The organism is Salinimonas chungwhensis DSM 16280 (assembly GCF_000378185.1).
Taxonomy (GTDB): Bacteria; Pseudomonadota; Gammaproteobacteria; order Enterobacterales; family Alteromonadaceae; genus Alteromonas; species Alteromonas chungwhensis.
Map to the genome: position 1 here is coordinate 1 of NZ_KB899393.1, position 25247 is coordinate 25247.

Consider the following 25247-nt stretch of genomic DNA (forward strand, 5'->3'; position numbering starts at 1 on the left):
GGCCGTCACACGCCATTCTTTAAAGGTTACCGTCCACAGTTTTACTTCCGTACCACTGACGTAACAGGTGCTGTTGAGCTGCCTGAAGGCGTAGAGATGGTAATGCCAGGCGACAACCTGAAATTTGTTGTTGAGCTGATTGCGCCAATCGCGATGGACGAAGGTCTGCGTTTTGCAATCCGTGAAGGTGGCAGAACTGTTGGTGCAGGTGTTGTTTCTAAGATTATCGAATAATCTGAAACACACTTAGAGCTAACAAGAAAAAAGGTCGCGTAAGCGGCCTTTTTTGTGTCTGGATACTGACACAACAGTAGAGATATTTCGGGCACGTCTCGCGGCTTACACTCGCTTAATAATCTCCTAACTGATCGTTATCACTGACTATATGCTAGTCCCGTAGGGTGCATATAGCCTACGTAAGGCGATTCTGATTCACGTCGGGTTCCTAACACGGCTGAATAATGGCTAGTGGGGGGTATTCTTCGATGCTAATCTGGTCAAGATATCCATAAGGGAGTGCTTTTGGTGGAAGGAATTGCAATATTTATCGGTATTGTGGTGGCAGCACTGCTGTTCAGGCTTCACCGCAGAGTGAAAATTCTTGAGCAGCGGCTGGACGCTCAGGCTGCGCTTTTAATTCAATCACCACCAATTGGGCAGAGCCCGCCGCTGGCACACAGTGAAACGGACAGCATATCGCCCGCTGCTAGCCCCCCGGTGCAACAGACCCGTCGTGTACCAGCAAAAGGTAACAGAGCAACATCGAAGCTGACGGACGTCCTCATCGGGCAATTAAAAGCAAACGGCCTGCTCTGGCTGGGTGGGATCACGTTGTCATTAGGCGGAGTTTTTCTTGCGCTTTATGCCATTGAAGCCGGCATTCTTTCACCCGCCGTACGCTTAGCCATGGGTGGTGCGTTTGGTAGCGCGCTGATTTTACTTGCAGAGTTTCTTACCCGGCACCAACAGCGATTTAATATTCAGACATCCTATGTGGCAGCGGCTATCGCGAGCGGTGGCATTATCTGCTGCTACGCTATAACTATGGTGACATACAGTGTATTTGCACTGATTGGCGATACCATTACGTTCACACTACTGGCGTTGCTGTCACTCATTTCAACCTGGCTAACCCTTCGCTATGGTTGGTTGCTCGCGGTGGTTGGCGTATCGGGGGCTTACCTGGTCCCTATTCTGGTTCCCACCGAGCACAGTTCCCAGTTATTGTTCACGGCCTATCTTTTACTGGTTTCCGCTTCTGCCGTTTACATTGGTCAGCGCACCGGTAAGTTAACCATCGCGATGGGCGCGCTGGTAGCTCACACGGGCTTATCATTACTGGCATTATTCAGCACTGCTGATGCAGATGCCCTCGCAGTTTTATTAAACAGTAGTGGGATGCTGTATCTGTTTAGCCTGACTTCGTTTTCAGGCTGGCGTCTTTTGCAGCTCGCTTCAGGTAAAAATTCGGCCTCAACCTCGTTGTACTGGAGCCCTTCGCTGTTTGCTCTGACCGGTGCGCTGGCTGCATTGATACTGACACTTACGGCTATCGCCACGGGTAATACCTCCATACCAGTAATGGTTGTCTCATCTGGTTTTGCTGTGTCTTTACTCATGGTCGGTGCTAAAACTGCAAAGTTCGACAGTCTGATGGTTATGGCATTAATTACAGTTTGTGCGGCGCTTCTGGCACTATCGAATCAGTCCGCGTCTTCTAATGACTATGAATTTGCATCACAACCCGCTGTTTTTATGCAGATAGCAGCATTACTACTTTCAGCCTACGGCGCTCTATTCGCCAGATATCATCCCGGGCGCGTTATGTTTCATGTCCTGTATGTGATTACCGCGCCTTTACTGAGCGTTTTGCTGATAAGTTCTGAGGGGCGCGGCGAACCTGGCCACACGTACTGGCTTACCGTTGAGTTGACTGTATACGCATTTATTGCAGCAGTAGCTCTGACGCGCTGCACTCGCCCGCTGACACAGCTGGCAACAACGTTGATGTTACATTTTTGTCTGGTTGTGATTGTGGTAATGCATCTGTCAGGTAGTTTACTGTCGATGGCTGTGGCACTTCAGGTAGCAGCGCTTACCTGGCAGTCACAAAAACTGCAGATATCAGTACCCCAGTGGCTGTATAAAATGGTTATAACGGTACTTATCGTTCGGCTGTCCTGGTTACTCTGGCAGCCGTTGGAAGGAAATGACGCGCTATTATCTTCGTTTGGCTCCCTGCCGACATTTGCGCTGGTATTAATTGCGCTTGGCGGCTGTTACCGAATGCTTAAACATGATGGAGTATCTCGCTGGTTTGCAGGCGCTTTGATGCATATCACTACGCTCTTCGTTACCAGCGCGTCGTTATGGCTGCTCACGGGTGACACCTTTATTCAGCAAATCGATTATCCTGCTGCAGCATTACTGGCATGCAACTGGATTCTTCTTGCTGCTGTTTACAGTTGGCGTGCAGCGCTAAGCCAGTCCCTGAGCAAATTATATCGGGTTTTCGCACTGACCATGCTAGTTGCTGCGCTAGGCTTACATACATGGCTTTCATTGGCTGATAATCCGTACTTGACGCGTTATTTGTTCACGCCAACCAGCCCATTAATATGGCTTACTATTCTGTGGGGGTTACCAGGATTCGCAGCCTTATGGTTTACTGCTTACTGGCGGGGGGGAAAAACTCTGAAACCGGCATTACGTATAATCGGTGGGCTGTTTATTGCAATGTGGCTCAACGGTCTCATTCGTACTTTATTTCATGAGAACGGTATCGGATTCATGCGAGGTTTCACTCAGCCAGAGCTTTACACCTATTCACTCATTTGGCTGATAACCGCAACCGGCCTGCTGTTTGTCGGCCTACGAAAAAATCAGTCTTCTGTACGTAGGGCAGGGTTCGGCTTACTGCTGGTAGTGGTCTGCAAAGTATTTTTAGTAGATATGAGTCATCTCACAGGATTATGGCGTGCTATCTCTTTCATCGGATTAGGGGGCTCCTTAGTTTTACTTGGATGGTTATTTCAGCGATTTAATCAACCTGATCGCTCTGACTCTTCAGAATGAGTTATTTTGATCTGGTCTGATTTGCGTAAAGTGTATTTATTGTTCAGATAGTAAAACGATTACTCCCATGAGCGTTAGACTTTGGTCGTAGTCGAGGGGAAATTTTACCAGATCGAAGCGTATAATCAGCGAGAGGCTATCGATTCTTGCCGGTTCAATTTGTTTTACCTTTTTGCGGCCGTGCAGCGGCGCTTAAAATAATATAAAGATAAAAATACATTATTACGCATTAACTGCGCATCAGGACAACACTATGCAATCAATTACCATCGTATTACTGGGTATTGCAGGAATGATAATTGGGTGGTTTTTCTACTCGAAATTTATTGCTGAAAAGATATTCAGGCTTGACGATAACTTTGTTACACCAGCCCACGAGTTAAATGATGGAAAGGACTTTGTTCCCACTAACAAAGTTGTGCTGTGGGGCCACCACTTCACGTCCGTGGCCGGTGCAGCGCCAATTGTAGGTCCGGCTATTGCCGTCTACTGGGGCTGGGTCCCCGCGGTACTGTGGGTTGTATTCGGTACAATACTGTTTGCCGGCGTGCACGACATGGGTGCGTTATGGGCCAGTGCCCGCCACAAAGGCAAATCGATGGGGGCCCTGTCTGAATCCGTTATCGGTAAACGAACCCGGTCGCTATTTATGATAGTCATTTTTCTTGTACTACTCATGGTTAATGCAGTATTCGGTGTCGTCATCGCCAACTCGTTTGTTGACCAGCCTAATGCAGTGTTCCCGGCATGGACCGCCATAGTGGTGGCATTAATAATTGGTCAGTTATTGAAGCGCAATTTCAGTCTTATACCCATGTGCCTGGTGGGCATTCTGGTTCTTTACGCCTCGGTATATGCAGGCAGTTATATCCCCATTGAGCTTCCTGAAACCATGTTTGGGCTGGCAGATACGGCGAACTGGATCATTATATTGTTCATCTATGCAGCGATTGCTTCGCTGTTACCTGTTTGGATGTTGTTGCAACCGCGGGATTTTATCAACGGTATGCAGCTTATCGTTGGCTTGTTATTACTCTACGGCGCAGTATTTTTTGCGATGCCGGATATCACAGCGCCTGCTTTCAACACGCAGACTGCCGCCAGTACACCCAGTATTATTCCCCTTTTATTCGTTACCATCGCATGCGGCGCAGTATCTGGATTCCACGGCATTGTGGCGTCGGGCACCAGTTCCAAACAACTCAATAAAGAAACGGATGGCCGTTTTGTTGGTTATCTGGGAGCAGTCGGCGAAGGGTGTCTGGCACTTATTACCATAGTAGCGGTATCCGGGGTGGCACTTGCCGGTTCATCTGAAGAATGGCATACCATTTACAGCCACCTTGGTGATGGCAGTGTGGCCGCATTTATCACCGGCGGGGCAAATCTCATCGCCTCTGGCTGGGGGCTGCCCGTAGACTTTGCGTCCACCATTTTGGCTACTATGGTGGTGCTGTTTGCCGGTACAACAATGGACTCCGGGGTCAGGCTTCAGCGCTATATCATTCAGGAGTGGGGAGAAATCTATAATCTTACAGCGTTAAGAAATGGAGCCTTTGCTACTTTACTCGCTGTAGGCACATGTTTACTTCTTGCGTTTGGCGCGGGAGGATCATCAGGCAGTGGTGGGATGATCATCTGGCCTTTGTTTGGCTCTACCAACCAAATTCTGGCGAGCCTGACATTACTGGTGATCTCCGTAATGTTGATCAAAATGGGGCGGCCAGCCAGATACACTCTCATCCCTATGTTTTTTGTGCTGGTTATGGCCTTTTTTGCCGGGGTGATAAAACTCAAAGAATACTATCTTGATGGGAACTACCTACTCGTGTTTTTAGATGCCGTGGTGCTGATTGTCAGTATCCTCGTAATGCTTGAAGCCTGGTCGGTTATTAGCAGGTTTAAGAAAAGCAAAACATAACTATCAGTAAGCAATTAAGAGCACCGCCCCCGTGGCGGTGTTTTTTGTCGCTGGCTTCAAATGATCAGCTTCACTTGTATCTTTCGCTGACTTGCTCATAATGAACACTGTTGTTATTTAATCATCGGAATTCACGGATGTTTCTACTTATCGTCTATGTGTTTATTGCACTAGGCTTTTCTTTTCTTTGCAGTATTGCAGAGGCTGTTATTCTGAGTGTTTCTTCTGCTTATATTTCTGTACTGGAAAAGGAAGAGCGCCCCAGTGGAAGTCTGTTACGTCGATTAACGGAAAATATTAATAAGCCGCTCTCAGCGATTCTCAGCCTTAATACTATTGCCCACACAATGGGCGCAGCTGGTGCTGGTGCGCAGGCGGCTGTGGTATTTGGTGATGCCTATCTGGGTATAATTTCTGCAGTACTAACCTTACTTATACTTGTGTTTTCAGAAATCATTCCTAAAACGGTGGGGGCCACCTACTGGCGCGCACTGGCTCCGGTCACAGCCTTTTTCCTTAAATATCTGATTATTGTTATGTATCCGTTCGTAGTGATGTCAGAAAAGTTAACCCGTGGCTTCAAAGAAGACAGCCCTTTACGGGGGTTAAGTCGTGACGAGCTTCAGGCGATGGCAGAGCTATCTGGCCAGGAGGGGCAATTAGCGCAGCAGGAAGCCGCTCTCATGCAAAGTTTGCTAAGCATGCATGAGCTTAAAGTAAAGGATGCGCTGACCCACCGCACTGAAATGTTTTCAGTAAGTGAAGAGATGACCGTGGAAACATTTTTCAGTCAGCACGCTAATATTGAGTATTCTCGGATACCTATCTTTGAAAAAGACGACTCAGAAAATATCTCGGGCTTTGTATTACGTTCTGATTTGCTGGTAGCGCAAGCCAAGGGAGAAGTGAACAAGCCGTTGAAAGACTATGCAATGTCTATGGTAACGGTTCTTAACAGCATGCCGTTACCAACCATTTTCGATCAGTTTCTCCAAAAGCGTGTACACATCCTGTTGGTGGTAGATGAGTACGGTGGGTTAGAAGGCATTGTGACCCTGGAGGATTTGCTGGAGAACCTCTTAGGTGTTGATATCATGGATGAGAAAGATACCAACGTCAGTATGCGTCGGTTTGCTCACATGATGGCCAAACGGCGGGAGCGCAGAATGATGAAACATGCGACGCCGGGCAGTGAGGACGACACTACGCCGTCGTGATGGGTAAGCAGACGGTCACGGTTACGCCTGATCTGTCTGTTCGATTGGCGATATCAATGGTGCCTTTGTGGTACTGACAAATCATAGTAGCGATATACAGGCCAAGCCCTAGGTGAGGAGTTGTATTTTGCGCTGAGCCAGACTCATGGCGTATCGAAACCATGGACTGAAGTAACTGAGTTTGCATATTGGCCGGAAGGAGTGGGCCGTGATTCGACACTGTCATGACCACCTGTTTGGCGCGAACATGAGCTGCTACCTCTATCAGGCTGTCTTCAGTGCTAAATTCGACAGCATTAGTGATTATTTTATCCAGCATCTGGGCGAACAACTCAGGTGAGCCATAAGCCGACACATCGCTGGTGGGCAAGGTAAGGGAAAAATTACGCTTGGCATAGGTATGACGATAGCTTTCTACGCACCCTTCAATGACCTTTATGACCGGATAGTGCTCTTTGCTGTCCTGCGCAATGGAATGTTCCAGACGGGTCGCTTCGCTCATACTGTTCAATATATTGCTCAGACGGGCCAGACCAGACTGAGCACGTTGGGTAAATAGTTGCTGCTGTGTTTTGTCAGTCGTTTGTGCCAGCATATCCAGAGAAGAGCGCACCACAGCGACAGGTGTACGTAGCTCGTGAGAGAGCCGTGACGCCATATTTTCCAGATAAGAATTATACTGTTGCAATCTGTCCAGCACGTCACTGAATGCCCAGTGAAGATCGTCGATTTCATCGCGACGTTTTACCGGTGCTAGCTGACCAATAATTTTCCCGTTATCGTCAATAACAGCTTCGGTGCTATCACGCAGTTTACGCACCCTGCCAGACAGACTGTGTGCAAACAGAGCGAGCGCTGTGGTGCCCAAAAGTATGACTGCCAGAATGACATTAAATAACTCTTCTAACGCGCGGTTTCTTAATGTGCGGATACCATTGGTTGTTTGCTCTACAACTACAGCACCCATAACTTGATTATCCATGAAAATAGGGTAGGCAGCAGAGAGGATTACAGCCTTGTTATCAGGTGAAAGGCGCCATAACGTTTCGGCAGCCCCTTGCAGCGCACCGTTAATATCCTGGCCAGCCAGAGCGTAAGCATTTTTCAGCTCATCAGTAAAATCAGCAGGTGGACGGGTGAGGATCTGGTAATACAAAGGAACAAGCCAGTGCTGCTCAATATAGTGCCACCAGGAATCTTCTGGTGCTGGCTGGTGCGGCCTGAGCCCGCTGGCGGACTGAATATCACCCGCTCTGGCCAGTACCCTTTTATGTTTGTCCACCACCCACACCCGTGAGTCGGCATACTTGAGTCCCGCAAGAATCCGTTCTATCTCTGGGGATGGGGTAATTACCGTCCCCAGCGCGCTGATACTGTTAGGGTTGGCGGTACCAATAGCATATTGTTTTTCAGGGGTGGTGGGATTGTCCACATCGACCAGCGCAAAGGCTAAAGAGCCGGAGGTCATTGACAGGGGGAAACGCAATTCAATATTGTAACCGCTGGCAGTGGCCTGCCAGTAGCCCTGAATGTGTAAGGCGTTACTGAGGGCCCGGTAGCTGGTGGCATCGTCGGGTAGACGATACGCATTTACCCAGCCCGACTCATAGGGAGAAATGATAAAGCGCTGTAACTTACCAGCGTCAGAGGTTACACCGATAAGTAAGTGATCACTTTTGTCAACCGACAATGAATCCGGGCTTCGCCAAACCGTAACATCATCATTTACACTAAACGTGGCATATAAGAAGTTGCCATGTCGTCCCACCATATGTTCAAACGACATGCTCACCGGGTCAAATGGTGGTGCATTGTCAAAGCGGGTGACAATCTGTTGTTCGTTATACGCCTGGTTAAGATGTGATACTGCCTCCCAGTCGCCAAGCTTGCCGTCTAACCGGATAGGCGTGGGTACAGGTGGCGCGTACAAGTCTGTGCCCGGACGAACAGTTTTTAAATATGCAGACTGACTATCAAACAACGCCGGACGCTCATGCAAAGCGGTGGCGACGGCCCTGGCCGTGCCCAACAGCGTTTGTTCCTGACCGGCCCGCAGATACTGCTCCAACTCCCAGACATATTTATAGCCTAACCAGGGAATTGCCAGTAAGAACAGTGAGACCACCAGTAATTGCAGTCTTATGGAAAAGCGCACCTGCATGGGTGTTAATTACTCCTGCCAGCGATAGCCCATTCCATATACCGTATCAACATGATCAAAGTCTGCATCCAGCTGGATAAACTTTTTTCTGATCCGCTTAATATGAGAGGTGATTGTCGTGTCATCCACAACCATTCTTGATTCATCCATAAGCTGTTGACGGCTTTTAACGTGGCCGGGGTGTTTTATCAACGCATATAGCATCCAGAATTCGGTCACGGTTAGCGCTACCGGCTGCTGCTTCCAGGTCACGCTCATGCGGCTGGCATCTACCACAAGATGGCCAAGCCGGTATTGCTCAGATTGCGCTTTAGGCGCCGACAACAGGTCTGTTCGGCGGAATAACGCCGCTATACGCGCCAGCAAATGCGCCATACTGATATCTTTAGTCAAATAGTCATCGGCACCCATACGCAGGCCGCTGATGGTATCCACATCATTATCTCTGGCGGTAAAAAAGATAATAGGTAAGGACCCGGATAGCTGCCGCAACTGTTGGCACAACATAAAACCACCTTCCATTTCGTCATTTAAACCAACATCGATAATCGCCAGGTCAGGAAGTTTCTGACTAAATGCGTCGCTGGCAGTGGCTCGGTCTTCAAAGGTACTGACCTGATACCCCTGCGCTTCCAAGGCAAGCTTGTAATTATCCCGAATGGCGGCATCATCTTCGACTAAAGCAATGGTGCGGGGCATGGTATTTCCAACTATTACTAAAACGAACGTTACTATACACAAGATTTTATAGTGCATTGAGACTTCGGCAAAAAATCCATATCTGCGCCACATTTTTGCCATCATTGCATAATGCGGTGCTCGCCAACCTACCAGATTGACGACGCACAGATTTTTTTAACATGATTTTTCACGACTTCGTCATAATTGACGCCGCGGTTTGCCTCACAGGGCAGGTTAACTATATAGCGTTCATTTAACACAAGGGAAAGAAAATGAAAGCATATCTGATAAAATCTGCGTTGATGGTACTGGCTGTTAGCGGCACTGTAAGTGCCACTCCTGCGTCGCAAAATGCGTTTAAAGAACAGCAGGATAAAGCCGTAGGCATTGGTCTGGGTACTGGGGTGCTCATTGGGGCAATTGTCGGCGGGCCGATAGGCGCTGCAGCGGCAGGCATGTTAGGCGCAGTAATTGGCGACAATGCAGTCAAAACAGAAGCGCTTGGCGATACGCACCTGGCGCTGACCGACACCCAAAGGGCCTTAAGCAATGCTGAAAGCGCCTTACTGGGTGCTGAGGAAAATCTGGAGTTACTTAGTGAAAATCAGCGTGTTTGGACGAATCTGCAGAGTGTTATTCAGTTTAAAACAGGCTCAGATGAACTGGAGCCTGCTTACCGTAAGCAGTTGAACAATCTGGCCGAAATATTGAAGCGTGAGGCACACCTGACCGTTCAACTTACCGGCCATGCCGATAATCGGGGTGATACTGCTTATAATCTAACCTTGTCTGAACAACGTGCCGAACGGGTTAAGGTTTATCTTATGGAACAGGGCGTTTCTGGTAAGCAACTGCTTACTTACGCGGCAGGTGAGTCGAACAGCAGCGACAGTCCGCCCAATCAAGAGTCGTGGTTCTTTGATCGTAAAGTTGTTTTACAACTGGGAAGCAGTGATGAGGTCTTAACGGCGTCTGATTAACTTATTTTCAATAGAGGCAGGCCTTTTGATAACCTGCCTCTAACCGGTTTTCTTAGCTATTTATCGTTTTGATAGCTTTCCTGCCTTGAAATTACGCTTTTCACACATATCTGTTACCGATTCTGTATATTAGAGCGTGTTGAACTTGCCGGACACATTTTTCATTCAAGCAAGCTTTTGCTGCTTATGATTATTCCAAGCGCCGATGTTTGAGGGTCACACTGCGTAATTGCGCCGTAATACTAATAGCGTGACGATGTTTACGGCTTTTTGACCAAATTATAAATGCTCAACTCAGACAAAGGTGCTGCAAAGGTCAATACGCGCTAATCAATCACTAACAAATATTGTTCAATAGCTGCATATTGCAGATCTATTGAATCGTCAACTTTGTGACAGGCTGTAATATGAATGCACTAGATATAACCGGGTTGCGAAAAACCTACAAAGGCGGCGTTGAAGCGCTCAAGGGCCTGGATCTGAGTGTCCGTGATGGCGATTTTTTTGCTCTTCTCGGCCCCAATGGCGCGGGTAAATCGACCACCATTGGTATTATCAGTTCGCTGGTTAATCCTACCGCTGGTCAGGTATCTGTATTTGGGTACGATCTGCACACGCAGAAAGAGTCGGCCAAAGCGTGTATCGGGCTGGTCCCCCAGGAATTCAATTTCAATCAGTTCGAGACGGTGCTGCAGATTGTATTAAATCAGGCCGGCTACTACGGCGTACCGCGAAGTACTGCCAAAGAACGTGCCCATAAATACCTGGAACAACTGGATTTGTGGGAAAAGCGTCATGCCCGGGCCCGTGAGCTGTCCGGCGGTATGAAACGACGTCTGATGATAGCTCGCGCCCTGATGCACGAACCCAGGCTGCTAATACTCGATGAACCGACCGCAGGTGTGGACATTGAAATACGGCGCTCGATGTGGACATTTTTAAAGGAAATTAACGAGCAGGGCATCACCATTATTCTGACCACCCACTACCTGGAGGAAGCCGAAAGTCTGTGCCGCAATATTGCCATTATTGATAAAGGCAATATTGTGAAAAACACAACCATGCGGGCGTTACTTTCCACATTAAGCACCGAAACATTTATTTTGGATTTGGCTGAAACCGGTAACCAACCCACACTTGAGGGATTTGTTTATCGCATGACCGGCGACCATACGCTGGAGGTGGATGTTGAAAAACAGGAAGGTTTGAACCCGGTTTTCCGCCAGCTTTCTGAGCAGGGCTTTCAGGTTCTCAGTATGCGAAACAAATCAAACCGTCTTGAAGAGTTATTTGTCAGACTGGTTGAATCGGGCCGGCAACAACAGGGGACAGCACGTGCATAAACAAAACAACTGGGTTGCGCTAAACACCATCTGGATCAAAGAATGTACCCGCTTTTTGCGCATTTGGGTACAGACACTGGTACCGCCCGCCATTACCATGAGCCTTTATTTTGTGATATTTGGTAACCTCATCGGTGATCGTATCGGCCGGATGGGGGGATTTACCTATATGGAATTTATTGTACCGGGTCTTATCATGATGTCGGTAATTACTAATTCCTATTCAAATGTCAGCTCTTCATTCTTCAGTGCCAAATTTCAGCGTAATGTTGAAGAATTGCTGGTGGCGCCGGTACCCACATCGGTCATTATCGCCGGCTATGTGGGCGGCGGTGTTGCCCGATCGATTCTCATCGGCATTATTGTCACTATGGTGTCACTGTTTTTTGTGGAAGTGCAAATTCATAACCCGTTAGTCATTGTTACGGTGGTGCTACTGACATCGATTTTGTTTTCTACCGCCGGTCTTATTAATGCCGTGTTTGCCAAAAGCTTTGACGATATCAGTGTGGTGCCAACATTTGTATTAACGCCACTAACCTATCTGGGCGGGGTGTTTTACTCTTTGTCTTTACTTCCCGAATTCTGGCAGATAGTCAGTAAGGCCAACCCGGTTGTGTATATGGTGAATGGTTTCCGCTACGGATTTTTAGGCGTGTCCGATGTGGGAATTACCACTTCACTATCGTTACTGGTTGGGTTTAATATCTTACTATTTGGTATTGCTTATTATTTACTTAAAACCGGCAAGGGTATTCGCAGCTGATGATAGATAAGTCAGGGACTTCGCGAACAGTGGAGTCTAGCCAGAACGGGCCACATGATAAGCTTGATGAATTGGTGCGGCGCTACCAGCAATACCCAAGCCAGCGGCCAATCAGCGAGCATACGCAACAAGCATTTGATAAGACAATGGCATGGTTAGGGGACTGGCAAGGCGATATTATTCTGGATTCGTGCTGTGGTGTAGGACAGAGCACAGCACGTATAGCAGAAGCAAACCCAGATGCAAAGGTCATCGGGCTGGATAAATCCGCAGTCAGGATCGCCAAGCATAGCTATTATCAGGGAAACACTGAGAATTATTGGGTGCAGCGGGCAGATGTCATTGATTTTTGGCGTCTATTACATCGTCATAACATTGCTATTTCGCAGCATTTCCTGCTCTATCCAAATCCTTACCCAAAAGCCTCTCAGGTAAAGAAGCGCTGGCATGGCAGTGCTGCGTTTGTAGATTTGATGAAGTTAACAGGCAATATTGAAGTCAGAAGCAACTGGCTGATCTATCTGATGGAGTTTGCCCAGGCAGCAGGACACTACGGTCTGCAGGGCGACATTAAGCCGGTTGACGATACGGCTGACTTTACGCCATTTGAGCGTAAATACAGAGCCAGCGGCCAGATCTGCTGGCAGCTTTGCTGCCAGCCTGATGAAGGGTGCTAAATTGCATCCAGGGTAGGTTTAGGTCGGCTAAAAACAAAGCCTTGCGCATACTGAATCGGCAAACGCTCAACAATTTCCAGGGTGGTGGCATCTTCTACCTGCTCGGCGATAACTCTGGTTTTGTGCTCAGCGGCCTGTTCGCAGACATAATCGACATATTCTTGGACCGCCGGATTACTGTCGTACTGACGAATGAGGCCGCCATCCAGTTTAATCCCTCTGAGCGGCATCGCCAGTAAACTTTTTATGTTACCCGGCACGCGTCCGACATTATCCACAAACACCCCCATGCCAAGCGCCTGAACCTGTTTAACAACCTCTGCAAGCAGTGTCAGGTTTTGCATGGCTGTTTTGGCACTGACCTCGATGCAGACTTCATTAGGATCACAGTTATCGTTAAGCTGGGCCCTAAGGAAATTTATCAAAGCCGGGTTTTTCAGGTCGGACAGATCCACATTGATGTTCCAGCAAATTTGCTTGTCCTTAAAATACCGGGCGCTTTGCAAAAACATGGTTTCGGTGAGCTGCTGCACATGGTTGTGACGCTCAATGAGATACAAAAATTCGCTGGGAAGATATATTTTTTCGCTGGGAGTCACTAACCGCGCCAGACATTCATATCGCCAGACTCTGTCGTGCTGCAAATCGACAATGGGCTGAAAATAAGGGACAATATCTTCGAGCCGAAATGGATCCGTAATTTCGCGTATCGGCATGACCGTTTTCCTTTCTTATCGTCTACTCACTATAGCAAAGCCAACGATAAAACCAATTAGTCTATGGGAGTAATAAAAACACGGTTTGCCTATAAAGATAACTTATTGCGTAGATAAAGAGAATAAAACTGCGAACACAATGCTACTGCTTGGCGTGAATGCTAATATGGGGTAAAGTTCGGCTCCGTTGAAAGTCATCGCTAAACTTTCAGTAATGATTACAAATACAGTAGGGCGGACAGAAGGTGGCAGTCAGCCACCATGTATCGTCGGGTCCGGTTTCGGATAAACAGAGGTGTGTTTAGTGGTGGGTGAAGCACAGGTTAGTCTTAAGCACTTGTTTCGGGTCTTTACCAAACCTGAACACAAAGACTCAAAATTAGCACAAATTGAGCAGCACTTGTCCGATAACATTATGGACTTTCTGTCGCAGCATGTGGTGACCAAAAAAACCTCGCTGGAAGAAATCGAGCAGGATTTTTCGTTGCCGTCGGTACCGGAGTCACCTGAGTTTGTCTCTTCTCATGCCGAATCTTTGCTGGAAAAGCTGGTAGCGCACTCAGTAAATACCTATTCGCCGACTTTTATCGGCCATATGACCTCTGCATTGCCTTATTTTCATTTGCCGTTGTCTAAACTGCTGGTGGGGCTCAATCAAAACCTGGTCAAAATAGAAACCTCAAAAGCCTTTACGCCATTGGAACGTCAGGTTTTGGGCATGATGCACAATCTTATTTACGATAGGAATGATGCATTTTATGATCAGTATCTGCACAGCGCCCGTCACGCGCTTGGTGCCTTTTGTTCCGGCGGTACTATCGCAAATATCACAGCTTTGTGGGTTGCACGCAATAAATTACTGGGGCCGCAACAGGGATTTGCTGGTGTAGCCCGGTCTGGTTTGGCGGCAGCCTACCGACACTATAATATTGGTAACCTTGGCGTTATTTGCTCGAAACGTGGACATTACTCATTATCCAAGGCAGTAGACTCACTGGGAATAGGACGTGATCAGTTGCTAAGTTTGCCCTGTCCGGCACAAACCCTTGACCCTGAAGATGCCTTACGCGCGGGCAAGCGTTATCAGGAAGAGGGCAATAAGGTACTGGCCATTGTAGGCATTGGTGGTACCACTGAGACCGGGCACGTTGACCCCTTGGATGAGTTGGCTGATGTGGCCAAAGAGCTTGATTGCTGGTTCCATGTCGATGCGGCCTGGGGCGGTGCAACGCTCTTTTCTTCTAATAACCGCGATAAACTTAACGGTATTGCCAAAGCTGATTCGGTAACCATTGATGCGCACAAACAAATGTATGTGCCGATGGGAGCGGGGATGGCTATTTTCAAAGATCCTGAAGATGCCAATGCTGTGCGGCATCACGCGCAGTATATTTTACGTGAAGGCTCAAAGGATCTCGGTGCTACTACGCTGGAAGGTTCCCGTAACGGTATGGCCATGATGGTCTATTCGACGCTACATATTCTGGGGCGCCGGGGTTATGAACTGATCATCGACCAGAATATTGAAAAAGCGCAGTCTTTTGCCGCTATGATTGACGCTCATGAAGACTTTGCATTAAGTACCGCCCCCACACTATCGCTGCTGACCTATCGGATTTGTCCGCCTAAAGTTCAGCAGGCGCTGGGGCAGGCGTCAGACGCTGACAAAGTACGTTTGAATCAAAAGGTCGATCGGCTGGTGGTTGGTGTACAAAAAGCACAGCGTGAGGCGGGAAAATCATTTGTCTCGCGCACCCGACTTGAATGTCCCAGTACTAACTCTCAGGCAATTACCGTTTTTCGGGTAGTCCTTGCCAATCCGTTGACGACAAAGAATGATTTACAGAATATTCTGGCAGAACAGGTCGAGATAGCCAAAGGCATGCGAATCTGGAAAGAATTGAATAAGCTGGCCGATCAAATACTCAACGCCTCGGCCAGCGTATAATCACGCTATAACTCGACGGTCAGATTATCAATCAGCCGGGTTTTACCCAGATAGGCAGCAGCCAGAATAACCAGTTGACTGTCATCACCTGTAGCGGGAAGTAATGTGTGAGCATTGCGTACTTCAATATAGTCTGGTTTAAAGCCATGCGCGGCAAGATACTGAACCGATTCAGCTGCCAGGCGTCTGTAATCGCTTTCTCCCTGGCGAATCTTAGCGGCTAGAGCCTGCATCTCAGCATATAATTTCGGCGCAGTGCTGCGCTGCGTCTCATTTAAATAACCGTTTCGGGAGCTTAGTGCCAGGCCGTCAGGTGCCCGCTGGGTTGGCACACCCTCAATGCTGGTATCGATACAAAGATCCTGCGTCATCAGACGGATAACCTGTAACTGCTGATAATCTTTCTGGCCAAAAAGAGCAATATCCGGCTGGACCATGTTAAACAGCTTGCAGACAACGGTGGCAACCCCCCTGAAATGACCCGGCCGGCTGGCACCACAAATAATCGATGAGATACCAGGTACTTCGACAAAGGTTTGCTGTTCAGGGCCCCGGGGATACATTTCTTCAACAGTGGGTAAGAATAAGGCGTCGGTGCCATGGGCAATGAGTTTCTGTTTATCTTCGTCCAGTGTACGTGGATAGGTGGCCAAATCTTCGTTCTGCCCGAATTGCAGGGGATTTACAAAAATCGACGCAATAACCACATCGCACTGGCGGGAAGCTTCCTTTACCAACTCGAGGTGGCCATCATGCAGATTTCCCATGGTGGGGACAAAACCGACTTTTTTGTTGTTATTACGCCAGTCACTGCGCATTTGACGCAGTGCTTTGATAGACTCTACCGTTTGCATAGTTTACTCGAAGCTGTGTTCTGCAGCGGGAAACGCACCGCTTTTAACCTGTTCAATATACAGTCTGACCGCCTTTCGCAAATCGCCGGTTTCGGCCAGATAATTTTTGGAAAATTTTGGCATGTAATTAGCGCTTACACCCAGCATATCGTGCATCACTAAAATTTGCCCATCGGTATCCTTACCCGCACCAATACCAATCACCGGAATACTCAGCTTTTCAGTGATCGCTTTGGCCAGCGCGCTGGGCACACATTCTAATACCAAAAGCTGAATGCCTGACTTCTCAAGCGCCACGGCATCGTCAATGATTTTTTGCGCCTGCTCACTATTACGGCCCTGTACCTTAAACCCGCCAAACACGTGAACTGCCTGGGGCGTTAATCCGATGTGGCCACATACAGGTACGCTGCGATCTACCAACCCTCGCACGGTCTCCTGTAACCAGCTGCCGCCCTCAAGTTTGACCATGCTGGCGCCTGCTGCCATCAATTTGGCTGCATTGGTGTAAGCAGACTCCGGCGTAGCGTAGGACATAAAAGGCATATCGGCCAGTACGAAGGCCCGGTCAACGCCGCGCCGAACAGCTCGCGTGTGATAGGCTATATCGTCAACGGTAACCTGAAGCGTATCGTCATCACCCTGCAATACCATCCCTAAGGAGTCGCCGATAAGCAGTGCATCAATATGTTCGTCATCAAACAAGCGGGCAAAGCTCGCATCGTAAGCGGTAAGCGCCGTGATTTTCTCTGCTGCCTGTTTTTTCTTAAGCAGGCTTGAAACCGTGACTTTCTTCATAATGTGAAATGACAGTTGCGTGAGTGGAAAGGCGAACTATACGGATTTTGCCGATGATTGGAAGTCCTTAAGACGCCGCAAACCATCCAGATTGCATTTGGCTACCCAGGCTGCCAGTGGCTGTCCATCGGGCATCACCATGTTAGGTGCAATTTCAAAAAGCGGCACCAGCACAAATTCCCGATCACCCATTCCGTAGTGGGGCACGGTAAGCTCTTCACTCTGCAAGACCTGGTCGCCATACATCAGGATATCTAAATCCAGCGTGCGCGGCCCCCACCGTTCACCGCTGCGCATACGGCCGTGACTGCTTTCAATATTCTGCAGAGCGTGGAGGAGGCTCAGAGGCGCCAGCGAGGTTTCGATCAGGACCACGGCGTTTACAAAATCAGGTTGATCTTTAGGGCCCATTGGAGAGCTGGCATACAATGAAGAGGCTTTGAGAACCCGGGTATCATCCAGCGCGTCAATTGCTTTTAAGGCTGAATCAAGAAGGGCTGAAGAATCCCCCTGGTTGCTGCCCAGCCCGATGTAACTATGGGCTTTATGCATCCGGACTGCCTTTTGCCTTTGGTGTTTTACGACGCCGGGGGGCGTCTTTACCCCCTTCTTTTTTACGCAACGCCGTCAGCATTCGTTTTTGCTGGTTATTATCTGCAGACTGAAACTCTGTCCACCAGTCTGCCAGTTCCAGCAAGTTACCGCCTTCTACCTGTCCGCGTACCAACAAAAAGTCGTAGCCGGCCCGAAACTTAGGATGAGAAAGCATCTGAAACGCGCGACGACCAAAACGTCGTGGCAAACGTTGCTGTAATATCCAGATATCTCTGATGACAGCAGAAAAGCGCTTCGGGATCATAATGCGTTGGGTTTGGCGGTGGATTACGTCACCTGCGGCAATATTAAAGGCATCGTGGTTATTCAGCCCGGCCTCAGCCTGCACTTTCTGCGCATGTTCTTCCAGTGGATACCAAAGTAAAGCGGCGTATAAAAATGCAGGTGTAACACGCTGGTTATTGTTTATTCTGTCATCGGTATTTTCCAGTACCCGCAAAATAAACTGCATCTCTTTGCTGTTTTCATCTTGTAGTAATGGGCTAACCTGCGGAAAAAGTGGCTCTATCAAGCCATATTCACGTAATTTTAAAAACGTGGCTTTACCCTGGCCGGATAAAAACAATTTTAGTGTTTCTTCAAACAAACGCGCTGGTGGTATATTAGTGAGTAAACCCGATAAAGTTTTAATGGGCGCTGCCGTCGCGGGCGCGATAACCATATTAAGTTTTACCGCAAACCGCACCGCACGCAGCATTCTGACCGGATCTTCGCGAAAACGTACTTCGGGATCACCAATCAGAGCAACTTCGCCTTTTTCAATAGCATCGCGGCCGTTGGCGAAATCAGTAACCGTAAAGTCTGCCACATTGTAGTACATGGCATTGAAGGTAAAGTCACGACGTTCGGCGTCTTCTTCGATACTACCGAACACATTATCTCTGAGCAGCTGACCGTCTTCACTGGCCTTACCAAGTGTCTGGTTATCGCCATCGCTGTGATGGCCACGAAACGTTGCCACTTCGATAATATCGCGGCCAAAAACAATATGGGCTAAACGAAAACGGCGACCGATCAAGCGACAGTTCTTAAACAGCCCCTTTATTTGTTCCGGCGTGGCGTTGGTGACCACGTCAAAGTCCTTTGGCACAATGCCGAGCATTAAATCACGGACACAACCACCTACCAGGTAAGATTCAAACCCGGCATTATTTAAACGATAAAGCACTTTCAAGGCATTGTCGGAGATATCTTCCCGTGAAATACCATGCTCAGCGCGAGGCATTACAAAGCCCTTCACAATTGACTTAGTATCGTCTGACTTTTTAAATACCCGTCTCACGGAATCAAACACACGCGTAATAATAATGAATTCTCCGAACTGCTACTTCTGTTTATAATAAGTGGATTCGCTTTTATCGACAATCACTTCACGGGTTTTTGGGACAGCATTACAATCCCAGTGTCTGATTGCCCAGTCCAGTATTTTATCACAGTTATTTTTCGTAAGTGATGCAGGCACCGTCATATTCAAAAATTTTAACGCTTCAATCAGATTCTCATTGGCACGCTGATTATCCAGCCCAATGGCTTTATTTTGCTTACTTAACTTGTAACCCGGCTCTGTAGCGGCCACTGGCAGATGCGCATACTCTGGAGCCGGCGCGCCCAGTAAACGATACAGGCTAAGTTGCGCAACCGTGGTTTCCAGCAAGTCACTGCCGCGGACAATATGAGTTACCTGCTGATGAATATCATCGGCAACCACTGCCAGATTATAGGCGAACAGTTTATCTTTACGCTGAATGATAAAATCTTCAATAGCATGACCACTTGCAAAATGCTGCTGACCCAAAATTCTGTCGTTGAATTCTACTACAGGGTCATCCAGTTTTAGCCTGATTGAGGCGGCTGGCTGCGAGTCTGGCGGTCGCGTTGCTCCCGCGTTGCGACAGGTACCCGGATAAACGCCACCAAACTGGCGGATCATCTTACGTGTACAGGTACAGTAATAAGCATGTTGGGAAGCAAGCACCGCATCAATAATGCGCTGATAATCTTCGCTGCGTTGTGACTGATAAAGAACTTCGCCTTCCCACTCAAGGCCGTGCGCGTGCAATGTTGCAAGGATCCATCTATCGGCATTGGAAACACAGCGGGGTAAATCAACGTCTTCGATGCGTACTCGCCATACACCACCATGAGCTCGGGCATCAAGAAAACTCGCCAGTGCAGCAATCAGAGAACCAAAGTGTAAAGGACCGGAAGGGGAGGGAGCGAAGCGGCCAACATAGGCAGCAGAAGAATGCGTCATAATGAATTTATTGCGAAAAAACTGTTTCTAACGCCAGACAAAAATAGAAGCAGCATCTGGCGTGCTGCTTCGACAAAAACACAATGAGGTTAACCCTGCATTTGCTTTTCTTTAATTTCCGCCATAGTTTTGCAATCTACGCATAAATCAGCAGTGGGCCGCGCTTCTAAACGACGGATGCCAATTTCAATGCCGCACTGGTCACAAAAGCCAAAATCATCTTCTTCGATGCGAATCAGCGTTTTTTCAATTTTCTTAATCAGTTTGCGTTCGCGATCGCGAGTGCGCAATTCCAGGCTGAATTCTTCTTCCTGGGCAGCCCGGTCAACCGGATCCGGAAAGTTGGCTGCTTCATCTTTCATGTGCGTTACCGTTCTGTCTACTTCCTGACGTAGCTGGTCGCGCCATGCTTTTAATAGCAAACGGAAGTGTTCCGTTTGCGGCTCATTCATATATTCTTCATCAGGCTTTGGTTGATACGGGTGCAACCCGGCTAATGCTAAAAGCCCTAATGATTTCTGTTCTTTTCCTGTTGGCATGTGCCACATCTCCTACACTACGACATCGACAATGTCCGGGGTAACCGATTATCTATAGCAAAATAAGCGGACGCGTACAATGTATGATGCCAAAGTAAGCTTCTAACTTGGTGTATCGGCACAGAACGTTACACCTCGAATTTTACGCCTGCAAAGACGTACTAAAGCTAAATTTAAGGCGCAAATATGGAGGTGTGACAAAAAAAATCAACTTCTTTTTCAATCAATGACGGGGAGTAATTGATTTATAGATAGTTTTTGTTGATTTATGGTGCAGCCAAACGCCACAATATTTACGCCTTTTTGTCGCGCAAGGTTTACGGCAGCAGCGTAGTCAGGATCAATGTGCTGGGCGATTTCTACTGATTTTATACCCGTATGCTGTACGCAGAACGCCAACGTGGCAGGGACGCCGGCGTCAGCCAGAATACCCAGTTCATGACAGTGACGTGCACCACGGGCGGTCACTGCATCTGGGAATAAGCCTCGCGCTCCCTGCGCCAGCGTAACCGACTTCACTTCCATATACTCGCGCCTGCCATCGCGCAAAAAAGCAAAGTCGAAGCGAGACGCTGCTCCGGGGGGCGTCACTTCGCGTTTTACATCACTCACCCGGTTAAATTCCTCAAAGACCTTGTTATTTAGTACTTCCGCTACCAACTTATTGGCAGTATGCGTATTAATGCCAATAAAATTGTCATCAAAATCCTGTGCCAACTCCCAGGTATAAGCGAGTTTGCGTTTTGGATTGTCCGAACGGCTCAGCCAGACAGTGAAGCCTGGTTCAGCGCAACCACTCATTGCTCCGGTATTCGGGCAGTGAGCGGTAACAGTCTGGCCATCGGATAGGGTGACGTCGGCAAGAAAGCGTTTGTAGCGGCGAATAAGCGTTCCGCGAAGTAATGACGTAGTAAACTGCATAGGTATGTGGTTTAAGTATTTTTTCTAGTGTAACAAGTGATAAAGGAATTGTGATGACAGATTTTCAGGTATCTCTTTCCAACCAGCCCGCGGCCGGGCAGTGGGGAGATAAAGCACCACTGAGTATGAACGAAACAGGCGCGATAATTCATTTAGCTGAGTCCCGGGATGAAGCTGCAACAATCGGTCAGGCTGCCAGAACTATCGATACACTGAATATCAAGCGTATAGCATTAACCGGTGACTGGACGTTTGAGCAGCAATGGGCGTTTGCCATGAGCTACACCCGGGCGCGCGAGGCAGGTGAGATTGTATGGGCAGACAATGATAATAAATCTCGTCTTGAGCAGCATTATCAGGCCATGCGTTTTACCCGCAAACTGGTAAATGATACGCCTGAAGACTTATCGCCGGAGAATCTGGCGACGCGGGCGGCCGAGTGGATTAAAGAACTCGGTGGCGACAAAGTTACTGTGGATATGATTGTGGGCGAAGATCTGCAAAAAGCAGGCTGGACCGGAATTTACAATGTTGGTCGTGGCAGCGTTCGTCCTCCCGTGATGCTGGAGGTGGATTATAACCCCACAGGAAATACGGATGCGCCGGTTGATGCCGTATTAGTAGGTAAAGGTATTACCTTTGACAGTGGTGGTTATTCGATAAAATCCAGCGAAGGGATGCTGGACATGAAGTGTGACATGGGCGGCGCCGCTACAGTAACCGGAGCGTTGGGGCTGGGTATTATGCAAGGCCTGAAAAAACGCGTGAAGCTGCTGCTGTGTTGTGCTGAAAATCTTATCAGCGGTCATGCTTATAAGTTAGGCGATGTACTGACCTATAAAAATGGCGAAACGGTGGAAATTGTCAACACCGACGCTGAAGGCAGGCTGGTACTTGCCGATGGCCTGATCAGAGCAGAGGAAACGGGCGCCAACCTCATTATCGATGCAGCGACCCTGACGGGCGCCGCAATGGTTGCATTGGGTAAAGATTATCACGGTGTATTCAGTATGGATGACGCCGCCCGCGAAAAAATGCTGGCCAGCGCAAAAGCTGAAAATGAACGCTTCTGGCCGTTACCACTGGAGCCATTTCATAAAAACCGCTGCCCGTCTTCATTTGCCAGCACAGCCAATAGCACGTCGCAAAAAGGTGGCGGTGCCGGTGGAGCTTCAAATGCAGCCGGTTTCTTATCCCGGTTTGTGAACCCTGAAGGAAAGGGCTGGGTCCATCTGGATTTGGCGGCTGCGTATCATGGTACTGCTTCAGCGCAAATGCCTGTGGGCGCCACTGCCAAAGGAATTCGCAGTATTGCGCGGATGCTGGCTGACTTCTAAGTCAGACGCGCGTCTGTACATGCTAAAAAGGGTGCCCGGTGCACCCTTTTTTGATCGGGGTGTACTGTAGAGGCCGCCTTTATCGGAGGAGCGGCTAGCGCTTTTAGAGATAGTAAAACCGGCGCGTTAATGCGACAATTTGAGGTAGTTTTAATCCTGCTTTAACTATTTGTTATCGCACAAGTCTTTACCCCCTGGAGATACAATCGATGGATACCTGGTCTGCCGCAGTGATGCTTTTTTTAATCATGGATCCACTGGGCAACCTGCCGGTATTTATGTCGGTACTTAAATCCATTGAGCCAAAACGCCGGCGTTTTATTTTGGCTCGCGAGCTGTTACTGGCGCTGTTTATTCTGTTTGTTTTTCTGTTCAGTGGTCAGGCCGTACTGGATTTTCTGAATGTTCAGCAAGAAACAGTGAGTATCGCCGGCGGCATTATTCTTTTTCTTATTGCGGTCAGAATGATTTTTCCCCAGGCTGGCAATCCGTTAGGGCTGGCGGTTGGTGAAGAGCCTTTTTTGGTTCCACTGGCGATTCCTATGATCGCAGGACCCTCAACGTTAGCGGCACTCATTTTGTTGTCAAACCAGAACCCTGACAGAATGGTGGACTGGTCTGTGGCGCTGGGAGCTGCCTGGCTCATCAGTGCCATCATACTCCTGTTTTCCGGCCTTTTTCATCGGTTATTGGGAGAGCGAGGCTTAACTGCCATGGAACGTTTAATGGGAATGATTCTGGTGATGATAGCTATTCAAATGTTCTTAGATGGTATTGGCCAATATTTTTCACATACTTCAGGAATGCTTTAAATGTCCGGAACAAAGCTAAACACATTTGCGCGCGTTCGCGCTCTGCAAGGCTGGAAAGCTATTGCATTTAGCGCAGCGTTACTTGAACGAATGCTGCCAAACTACCAGTTATTTTGCGACAGCACTGGTTTTGAGGATGAAGGCGTATGCCGTCATTGCCTCAATCTGATTTGGGAATCGCTGAAAAGCCCTAAAAGCCGGATTAATTTTTCCTTGCAATTGGACAAAGTCGAAGAAGCCACACCAGACACTCAGGATTACGACTTTTACGGTGTGTATCCTGCTATTGATGCAGCAATTGGCCTGGCGGCAGCCATCAATTTAATCACCCGGCAGGATGAGCAGGGTGCGGTAGTGGTCAGTAAATTATCACAGGGTTCTGTAGAGGCCTATTTGCTATTGACCGAAGAAGCCACTGATGAAAATGTTAAGACGCATCTGCTAATGACCTTCGAAATTGAAGTGCAGCAGGAGTTATTGGATTATCTGGAAACGTGTCGCCAAAATGCCGCTGCGGCTGATGAACTGCGCAATCTAGCATTGGAAGCGGGTATTTCAAATATCGGCCTGGAGCTTTAGAACTAAACAACCTCAACAAGCATATAACGTAAGCCAGATGTCTGTTTTTGACGAATTATCTCCCAGTTATCGGGCAAGTCCGGCCCCGGCACGTTTGGTTCCTGTTCGATATAAATAAAGCTGCCGGGTGTTACCAGCTGATGCTGTTGAATTAGCGTCAATGCTGGATTGACCAACTGTTGATGAAACGGTGGGTCGACAAAAATAATGTCAAACGGGGCGGTTTGCCGAGCTAACAACGTCAGCGCATCGCCCTGCATAACATCCGCTTTGGCTGATAATGCCTGCAGGTTCGCGGCTAATTGCCGGGCAGCGTTTTTATCTTTTTCAAAAAACAGACAATAATCAGCGTAGCGGGATAATGCTTCAAGACCAAGACCGCCGGAGCCGGCAAAAACGTCAAGGCAGCGCGTTTGCTGTATATCCTGCATCAACCAGTTAAAAAGCGTTTCTTTGTTACGATCGGTCGTGGGACGTAAACCTTGTACATCGGTAACCGGTAACTTACGTCCTCGCCATTGCCCCGCAATGATACGTACATGGCCGGCTTTGGCTGAGGAAAAAGAGGATTTTTTACGCACTCGCTTCATACGGGCTGAGGGTGTTATCATAGAGGTTATAACTGGCTGGCAAGTGTAGCCGAATTTATAGTGAATTAATAAGGGTTTGTCCGCGCAATGTCGAAACTTTTTGGCTGGTTCCGAAAGAACAAGCAACAAGATAAAGAAACCAAAAAACCGCAATCTGAAGAACAAAACACGTCAGAAAGCACCAGTAGCCCCGACCAGGAAGCCACCAGCACTGAGGGACAGGACAACAGTCCTGCAGACAGTATTGAAAGTGAAGCGGCCAGTTCCCCGGAATCTGCGCCTCTTTCTGATATCACAACTGATGTTGAGTCGGACCAGCTGGATAAGGCCCACGAAGAGGTATCTCAGCAGCTAGAGAAAGAAAACGCACAAAGTGCAGAGAAAGGGGTTGAAACACCGGTTTCGGTTTCTCACACTGAAGAGCCAGAGCCAGAGCCAGAGCCAGAGCCAGAGCCAGAGCCAG

At 48.3% G+C, this 25247-nt stretch carries 23 protein-coding genes and 1 pseudogene; 13 read left to right on the top strand and 11 right to left on the bottom strand.

Features of this window, described 5'->3' with window-relative positions:
* The 4 genes from F458_RS19875 to F458_RS0117695 form a co-directional block, all read left to right on the top strand.
* Positions 1–234 (top strand): EF-Tu C-terminal domain-related protein (locus F458_RS19875; RefSeq protein ID WP_018983832.1); only part of this gene is annotated, 234 nt, incomplete at its 5' end.
* Between the two features lie 291 nt (positions 235–525).
* Complete coding sequence (locus F458_RS0117685; protein ID WP_232362688.1) at positions 526–3075, top strand: DUF2339 domain-containing protein; 2550 nt, start codon at positions 526–528, stop codon at positions 3073–3075.
* 253 nt (positions 3076–3328) lie between these two features.
* Positions 3329–4996: a carbon starvation CstA family protein gene (locus tag F458_RS0117690; protein WP_018984777.1), complete on the top strand. Its 1668-nt coding sequence runs from the start codon at positions 3329–3331 to the stop codon at positions 4994–4996.
* Positions 4997–5133: 137 nt separating this feature from the next.
* Positions 5134–6213 (top strand): CNNM domain-containing protein, encoded by a 1080-nt coding sequence (locus tag F458_RS0117695; protein ID WP_018984778.1) that lies wholly within the window; start codon positions 5134–5136, stop codon positions 6211–6213.
* Here F458_RS0117695 and pdsS read toward each other — a convergent pair.
* Positions 6200–8374 carry a proteobacterial dedicated sortase system histidine kinase gene (gene pdsS, locus F458_RS0117700; protein ID WP_018984779.1) on the bottom strand — a complete coding sequence of 725 codons (2175 nt, stop codon included), beginning with the start codon at positions 8372–8374 and terminating at the stop codon, positions 6200–6202. The genes F458_RS0117695 and pdsS overlap by 14 nt on opposite strands.
* A gap of 9 nt (positions 8375–8383) precedes the next feature.
* Positions 8384–9073 (bottom strand): proteobacterial dedicated sortase system response regulator, encoded by a 690-nt coding sequence (gene pdsR / locus F458_RS0117705; protein WP_018984780.1) that lies wholly within the window; start codon positions 9071–9073, stop codon positions 8384–8386.
* 254 nt (positions 9074–9327) lie between these two features.
* Here pdsR and pdsO point away from each other — a divergent pair, with 254 nt between their 5' ends.
* From pdsO to trmB, 4 genes are all read left to right on the top strand, one after another.
* Positions 9328–10035, top strand: coding sequence for a sortase-associated OmpA-like protein PdsO (pdsO, locus tag F458_RS0117710; RefSeq protein ID WP_018984781.1), 708 nt, complete (start codon positions 9328–9330; stop codon positions 10033–10035).
* A gap of 407 nt (positions 10036–10442) precedes the next feature.
* Positions 10443–11378, top strand: a complete 936-nt coding sequence (locus F458_RS0117715) for an ABC transporter ATP-binding protein (RefSeq protein WP_018984782.1) — start codon at positions 10443–10445, stop codon at positions 11376–11378.
* Positions 11371–12144 carry an ABC transporter permease gene (locus F458_RS0117720; RefSeq protein WP_018984783.1) on the top strand — a complete coding sequence of 258 codons (774 nt, stop codon included), beginning with the start codon at positions 11371–11373 and terminating at the stop codon, positions 12142–12144. Before F458_RS0117715 ends, F458_RS0117720 begins: the two co-directional genes overlap by 8 nt.
* Positions 12144–12821, top strand: a complete 678-nt coding sequence (gene trmB, locus F458_RS0117725; RefSeq protein ID WP_018984784.1) for a tRNA (guanine(46)-N(7))-methyltransferase TrmB — start codon at positions 12144–12146, stop codon at positions 12819–12821. Before F458_RS0117720 ends, trmB begins: the two co-directional genes overlap by 1 nt.
* On the opposite strand, the gene F458_RS0117730 is transcribed toward trmB, so the two are convergent.
* Positions 12818–13537 (bottom strand): EAL domain-containing protein, encoded by a 720-nt coding sequence (locus F458_RS0117730; RefSeq protein ID WP_018984785.1) that lies wholly within the window; start codon positions 13535–13537, stop codon positions 12818–12820. The genes trmB and F458_RS0117730 overlap by 4 nt on opposite strands.
* A 307-nt stretch (positions 13538–13844) precedes the next feature.
* On the opposite strand from F458_RS0117730, the gene panP reads away from it, so the two are divergent.
* Positions 13845–15485 carry a pyridoxal-dependent aspartate 1-decarboxylase PanP gene (gene panP / locus F458_RS0117735; protein WP_026294779.1) on the top strand — a complete coding sequence of 547 codons (1641 nt, stop codon included), beginning with the start codon at positions 13845–13847 and terminating at the stop codon, positions 15483–15485.
* Between the two features lie 5 nt (positions 15486–15490).
* Here the strand turns inward: panP and panC are convergent, their stop codons facing one another.
* The 7 genes from panC to sfsA form a co-directional block, all read right to left on the bottom strand.
* Positions 15491–16339: a pantoate--beta-alanine ligase gene (gene panC / locus F458_RS0117740; protein ID WP_018984787.1), complete on the bottom strand. Its 849-nt coding sequence runs from the start codon at positions 16337–16339 to the stop codon at positions 15491–15493.
* A 3-nt stretch (positions 16340–16342) separates the two neighbouring features.
* A complete protein-coding gene (panB, locus tag F458_RS0117745; RefSeq protein ID WP_018984788.1) occupies positions 16343–17137 on the bottom strand; it encodes a 3-methyl-2-oxobutanoate hydroxymethyltransferase in 795 nt (264 codons plus the stop codon).
* Between the two features lie 36 nt (positions 17138–17173).
* The gene (gene folK / locus F458_RS0117750; protein WP_018984789.1) at positions 17174–17689 is read right to left on the bottom strand and encodes a 2-amino-4-hydroxy-6-hydroxymethyldihydropteridine diphosphokinase; all 516 of its coding nucleotides are present in this window, start codon (positions 17687–17689) and stop codon (positions 17174–17176) included.
* Positions 17682–18977, bottom strand: a complete 1296-nt coding sequence (pcnB, locus tag F458_RS0117755) for a polynucleotide adenylyltransferase PcnB (RefSeq protein WP_018984790.1) — start codon at positions 18975–18977, stop codon at positions 17682–17684. The genes folK and pcnB overlap by 8 nt, the downstream gene beginning before the upstream one ends.
* A gap of 99 nt (positions 18978–19076) precedes the next feature.
* On the bottom strand, positions 19077–20006 hold the full coding sequence (gluQRS, locus tag F458_RS0117760) for a tRNA glutamyl-Q(34) synthetase GluQRS (protein WP_018984791.1): 930 nt from the start codon (positions 20004–20006) through the stop codon (positions 19077–19079).
* Positions 20007–20095: 89 nt separating this feature from the next.
* On the bottom strand, positions 20096–20545 hold the full coding sequence (dksA, locus tag F458_RS0117765; RefSeq protein WP_018984792.1) for an RNA polymerase-binding protein DksA: 450 nt from the start codon (positions 20543–20545) through the stop codon (positions 20096–20098).
* Between the two features lie 219 nt (positions 20546–20764).
* A complete protein-coding gene (sfsA, locus tag F458_RS0117770; protein WP_018984793.1) occupies positions 20765–21466 on the bottom strand; it encodes a DNA/RNA nuclease SfsA in 702 nt (233 codons plus the stop codon).
* 53 nt (positions 21467–21519) lie between these two features.
* Here sfsA and pepB point away from each other — a divergent pair, with 53 nt between their 5' ends.
* From pepB to F458_RS0117785, 3 genes are all read left to right on the top strand, one after another.
* Entirely contained in the window at positions 21520–22803 is a 1284-nt protein-coding gene (gene pepB / locus F458_RS0117775) for an aminopeptidase PepB (protein WP_018984794.1), read from the top strand.
* A 209-nt stretch (positions 22804–23012) separates the two neighbouring features.
* Complete coding sequence (locus F458_RS0117780; RefSeq protein WP_018984795.1) at positions 23013–23615, top strand: YhgN family NAAT transporter; 603 nt, start codon at positions 23013–23015, stop codon at positions 23613–23615.
* A complete protein-coding gene (locus tag F458_RS0117785; RefSeq protein WP_018984796.1) occupies positions 23616–24194 on the top strand; it encodes a YjaG family protein in 579 nt (192 codons plus the stop codon).
* A 2-nt stretch (positions 24195–24196) separates the two neighbouring features.
* Here F458_RS0117785 and rsmD read toward each other — a convergent pair whose 3' ends face one another.
* On the bottom strand, positions 24197–24805 hold the full coding sequence (rsmD, locus tag F458_RS0117790; RefSeq protein ID WP_232362687.1) for a 16S rRNA (guanine(966)-N(2))-methyltransferase RsmD: 609 nt from the start codon (positions 24803–24805) through the stop codon (positions 24197–24199).
* 66 nt (positions 24806–24871) lie between these two features.
* Here rsmD and F458_RS21105 point away from each other — a divergent pair.
* A pseudogene (locus F458_RS21105) lies at positions 24872–25247 on the top strand (hypothetical protein); the annotation flags it as partial.

Bases quoted from the DNA above. Each gene is read 5' to 3' on its own strand.
- F458_RS0117690 (WP_018984777.1), top strand. From the start codon at position 3,329: ATGCAATCAATTACCATCGTATTACTGGGTATTGCAGGAATGATAATT.
- F458_RS0117695 (WP_018984778.1), top strand. From the start codon at position 5,134: ATGTTTCTACTTATCGTCTATGTGTTTATTGCACTAGGCTTTTCTTTT.
- pdsS (WP_018984779.1), bottom strand. From the start codon at position 8,374: ATGCAGGTGCGCTTTTCCATAAGACTGCAATTACTGGTGGTCTCACTG.
- pdsR (WP_018984780.1), bottom strand. From the start codon at position 9,073: ATGCCCCGCACCATTGCTTTAGTCGAAGATGATGCCGCCATTCGGGAT.
- pdsO (WP_018984781.1), top strand. From the start codon at position 9,328: ATGAAAGCATATCTGATAAAATCTGCGTTGATGGTACTGGCTGTTAGC.
- F458_RS0117715 (WP_018984782.1), top strand. From the start codon at position 10,443: ATGAATGCACTAGATATAACCGGGTTGCGAAAAACCTACAAAGGCGGC.
- trmB (WP_018984784.1), top strand. From the start codon at position 12,144: ATGATAGATAAGTCAGGGACTTCGCGAACAGTGGAGTCTAGCCAGAAC.
- F458_RS0117730 (WP_018984785.1), bottom strand. From the start codon at position 13,537: ATGCCGATACGCGAAATTACGGATCCATTTCGGCTCGAAGATATTGTC.
- panC (WP_018984787.1), bottom strand. From the start codon at position 16,339: ATGCAAACGGTAGAGTCTATCAAAGCACTGCGTCAAATGCGCAGTGAC.
- panB (WP_018984788.1), bottom strand. From the start codon at position 17,137: ATGAAGAAAGTCACGGTTTCAAGCCTGCTTAAGAAAAAACAGGCAGCA.
- folK (WP_018984789.1), bottom strand. From the start codon at position 17,689: ATGCATAAAGCCCATAGTTACATCGGGCTGGGCAGCAACCAGGGGGAT.
- pcnB (WP_018984790.1), bottom strand. From the start codon at position 18,977: ATGCCTCGCGCTGAGCATGGTATTTCACGGGAAGATATCTCCGACAAT.
- gluQRS (WP_018984791.1), bottom strand. From the start codon at position 20,006: ATGACGCATTCTTCTGCTGCCTATGTTGGCCGCTTCGCTCCCTCCCCT.
- dksA (WP_018984792.1), bottom strand. From the start codon at position 20,545: ATGCCAACAGGAAAAGAACAGAAATCATTAGGGCTTTTAGCATTAGCC.
- sfsA (WP_018984793.1), bottom strand. From the start codon at position 21,466: ATGCAGTTTACTACGTCATTACTTCGCGGAACGCTTATTCGCCGCTAC.
- pepB (WP_018984794.1), top strand. From the start codon at position 21,520: ATGACAGATTTTCAGGTATCTCTTTCCAACCAGCCCGCGGCCGGGCAG.
- F458_RS0117780 (WP_018984795.1), top strand. From the start codon at position 23,013: ATGGATACCTGGTCTGCCGCAGTGATGCTTTTTTTAATCATGGATCCA.
- F458_RS0117785 (WP_018984796.1), top strand. From the start codon at position 23,616: ATGTCCGGAACAAAGCTAAACACATTTGCGCGCGTTCGCGCTCTGCAA.
- rsmD (WP_232362687.1), bottom strand. From the start codon at position 24,805: ATGATAACACCCTCAGCCCGTATGAAGCGAGTGCGTAAAAAATCCTCT.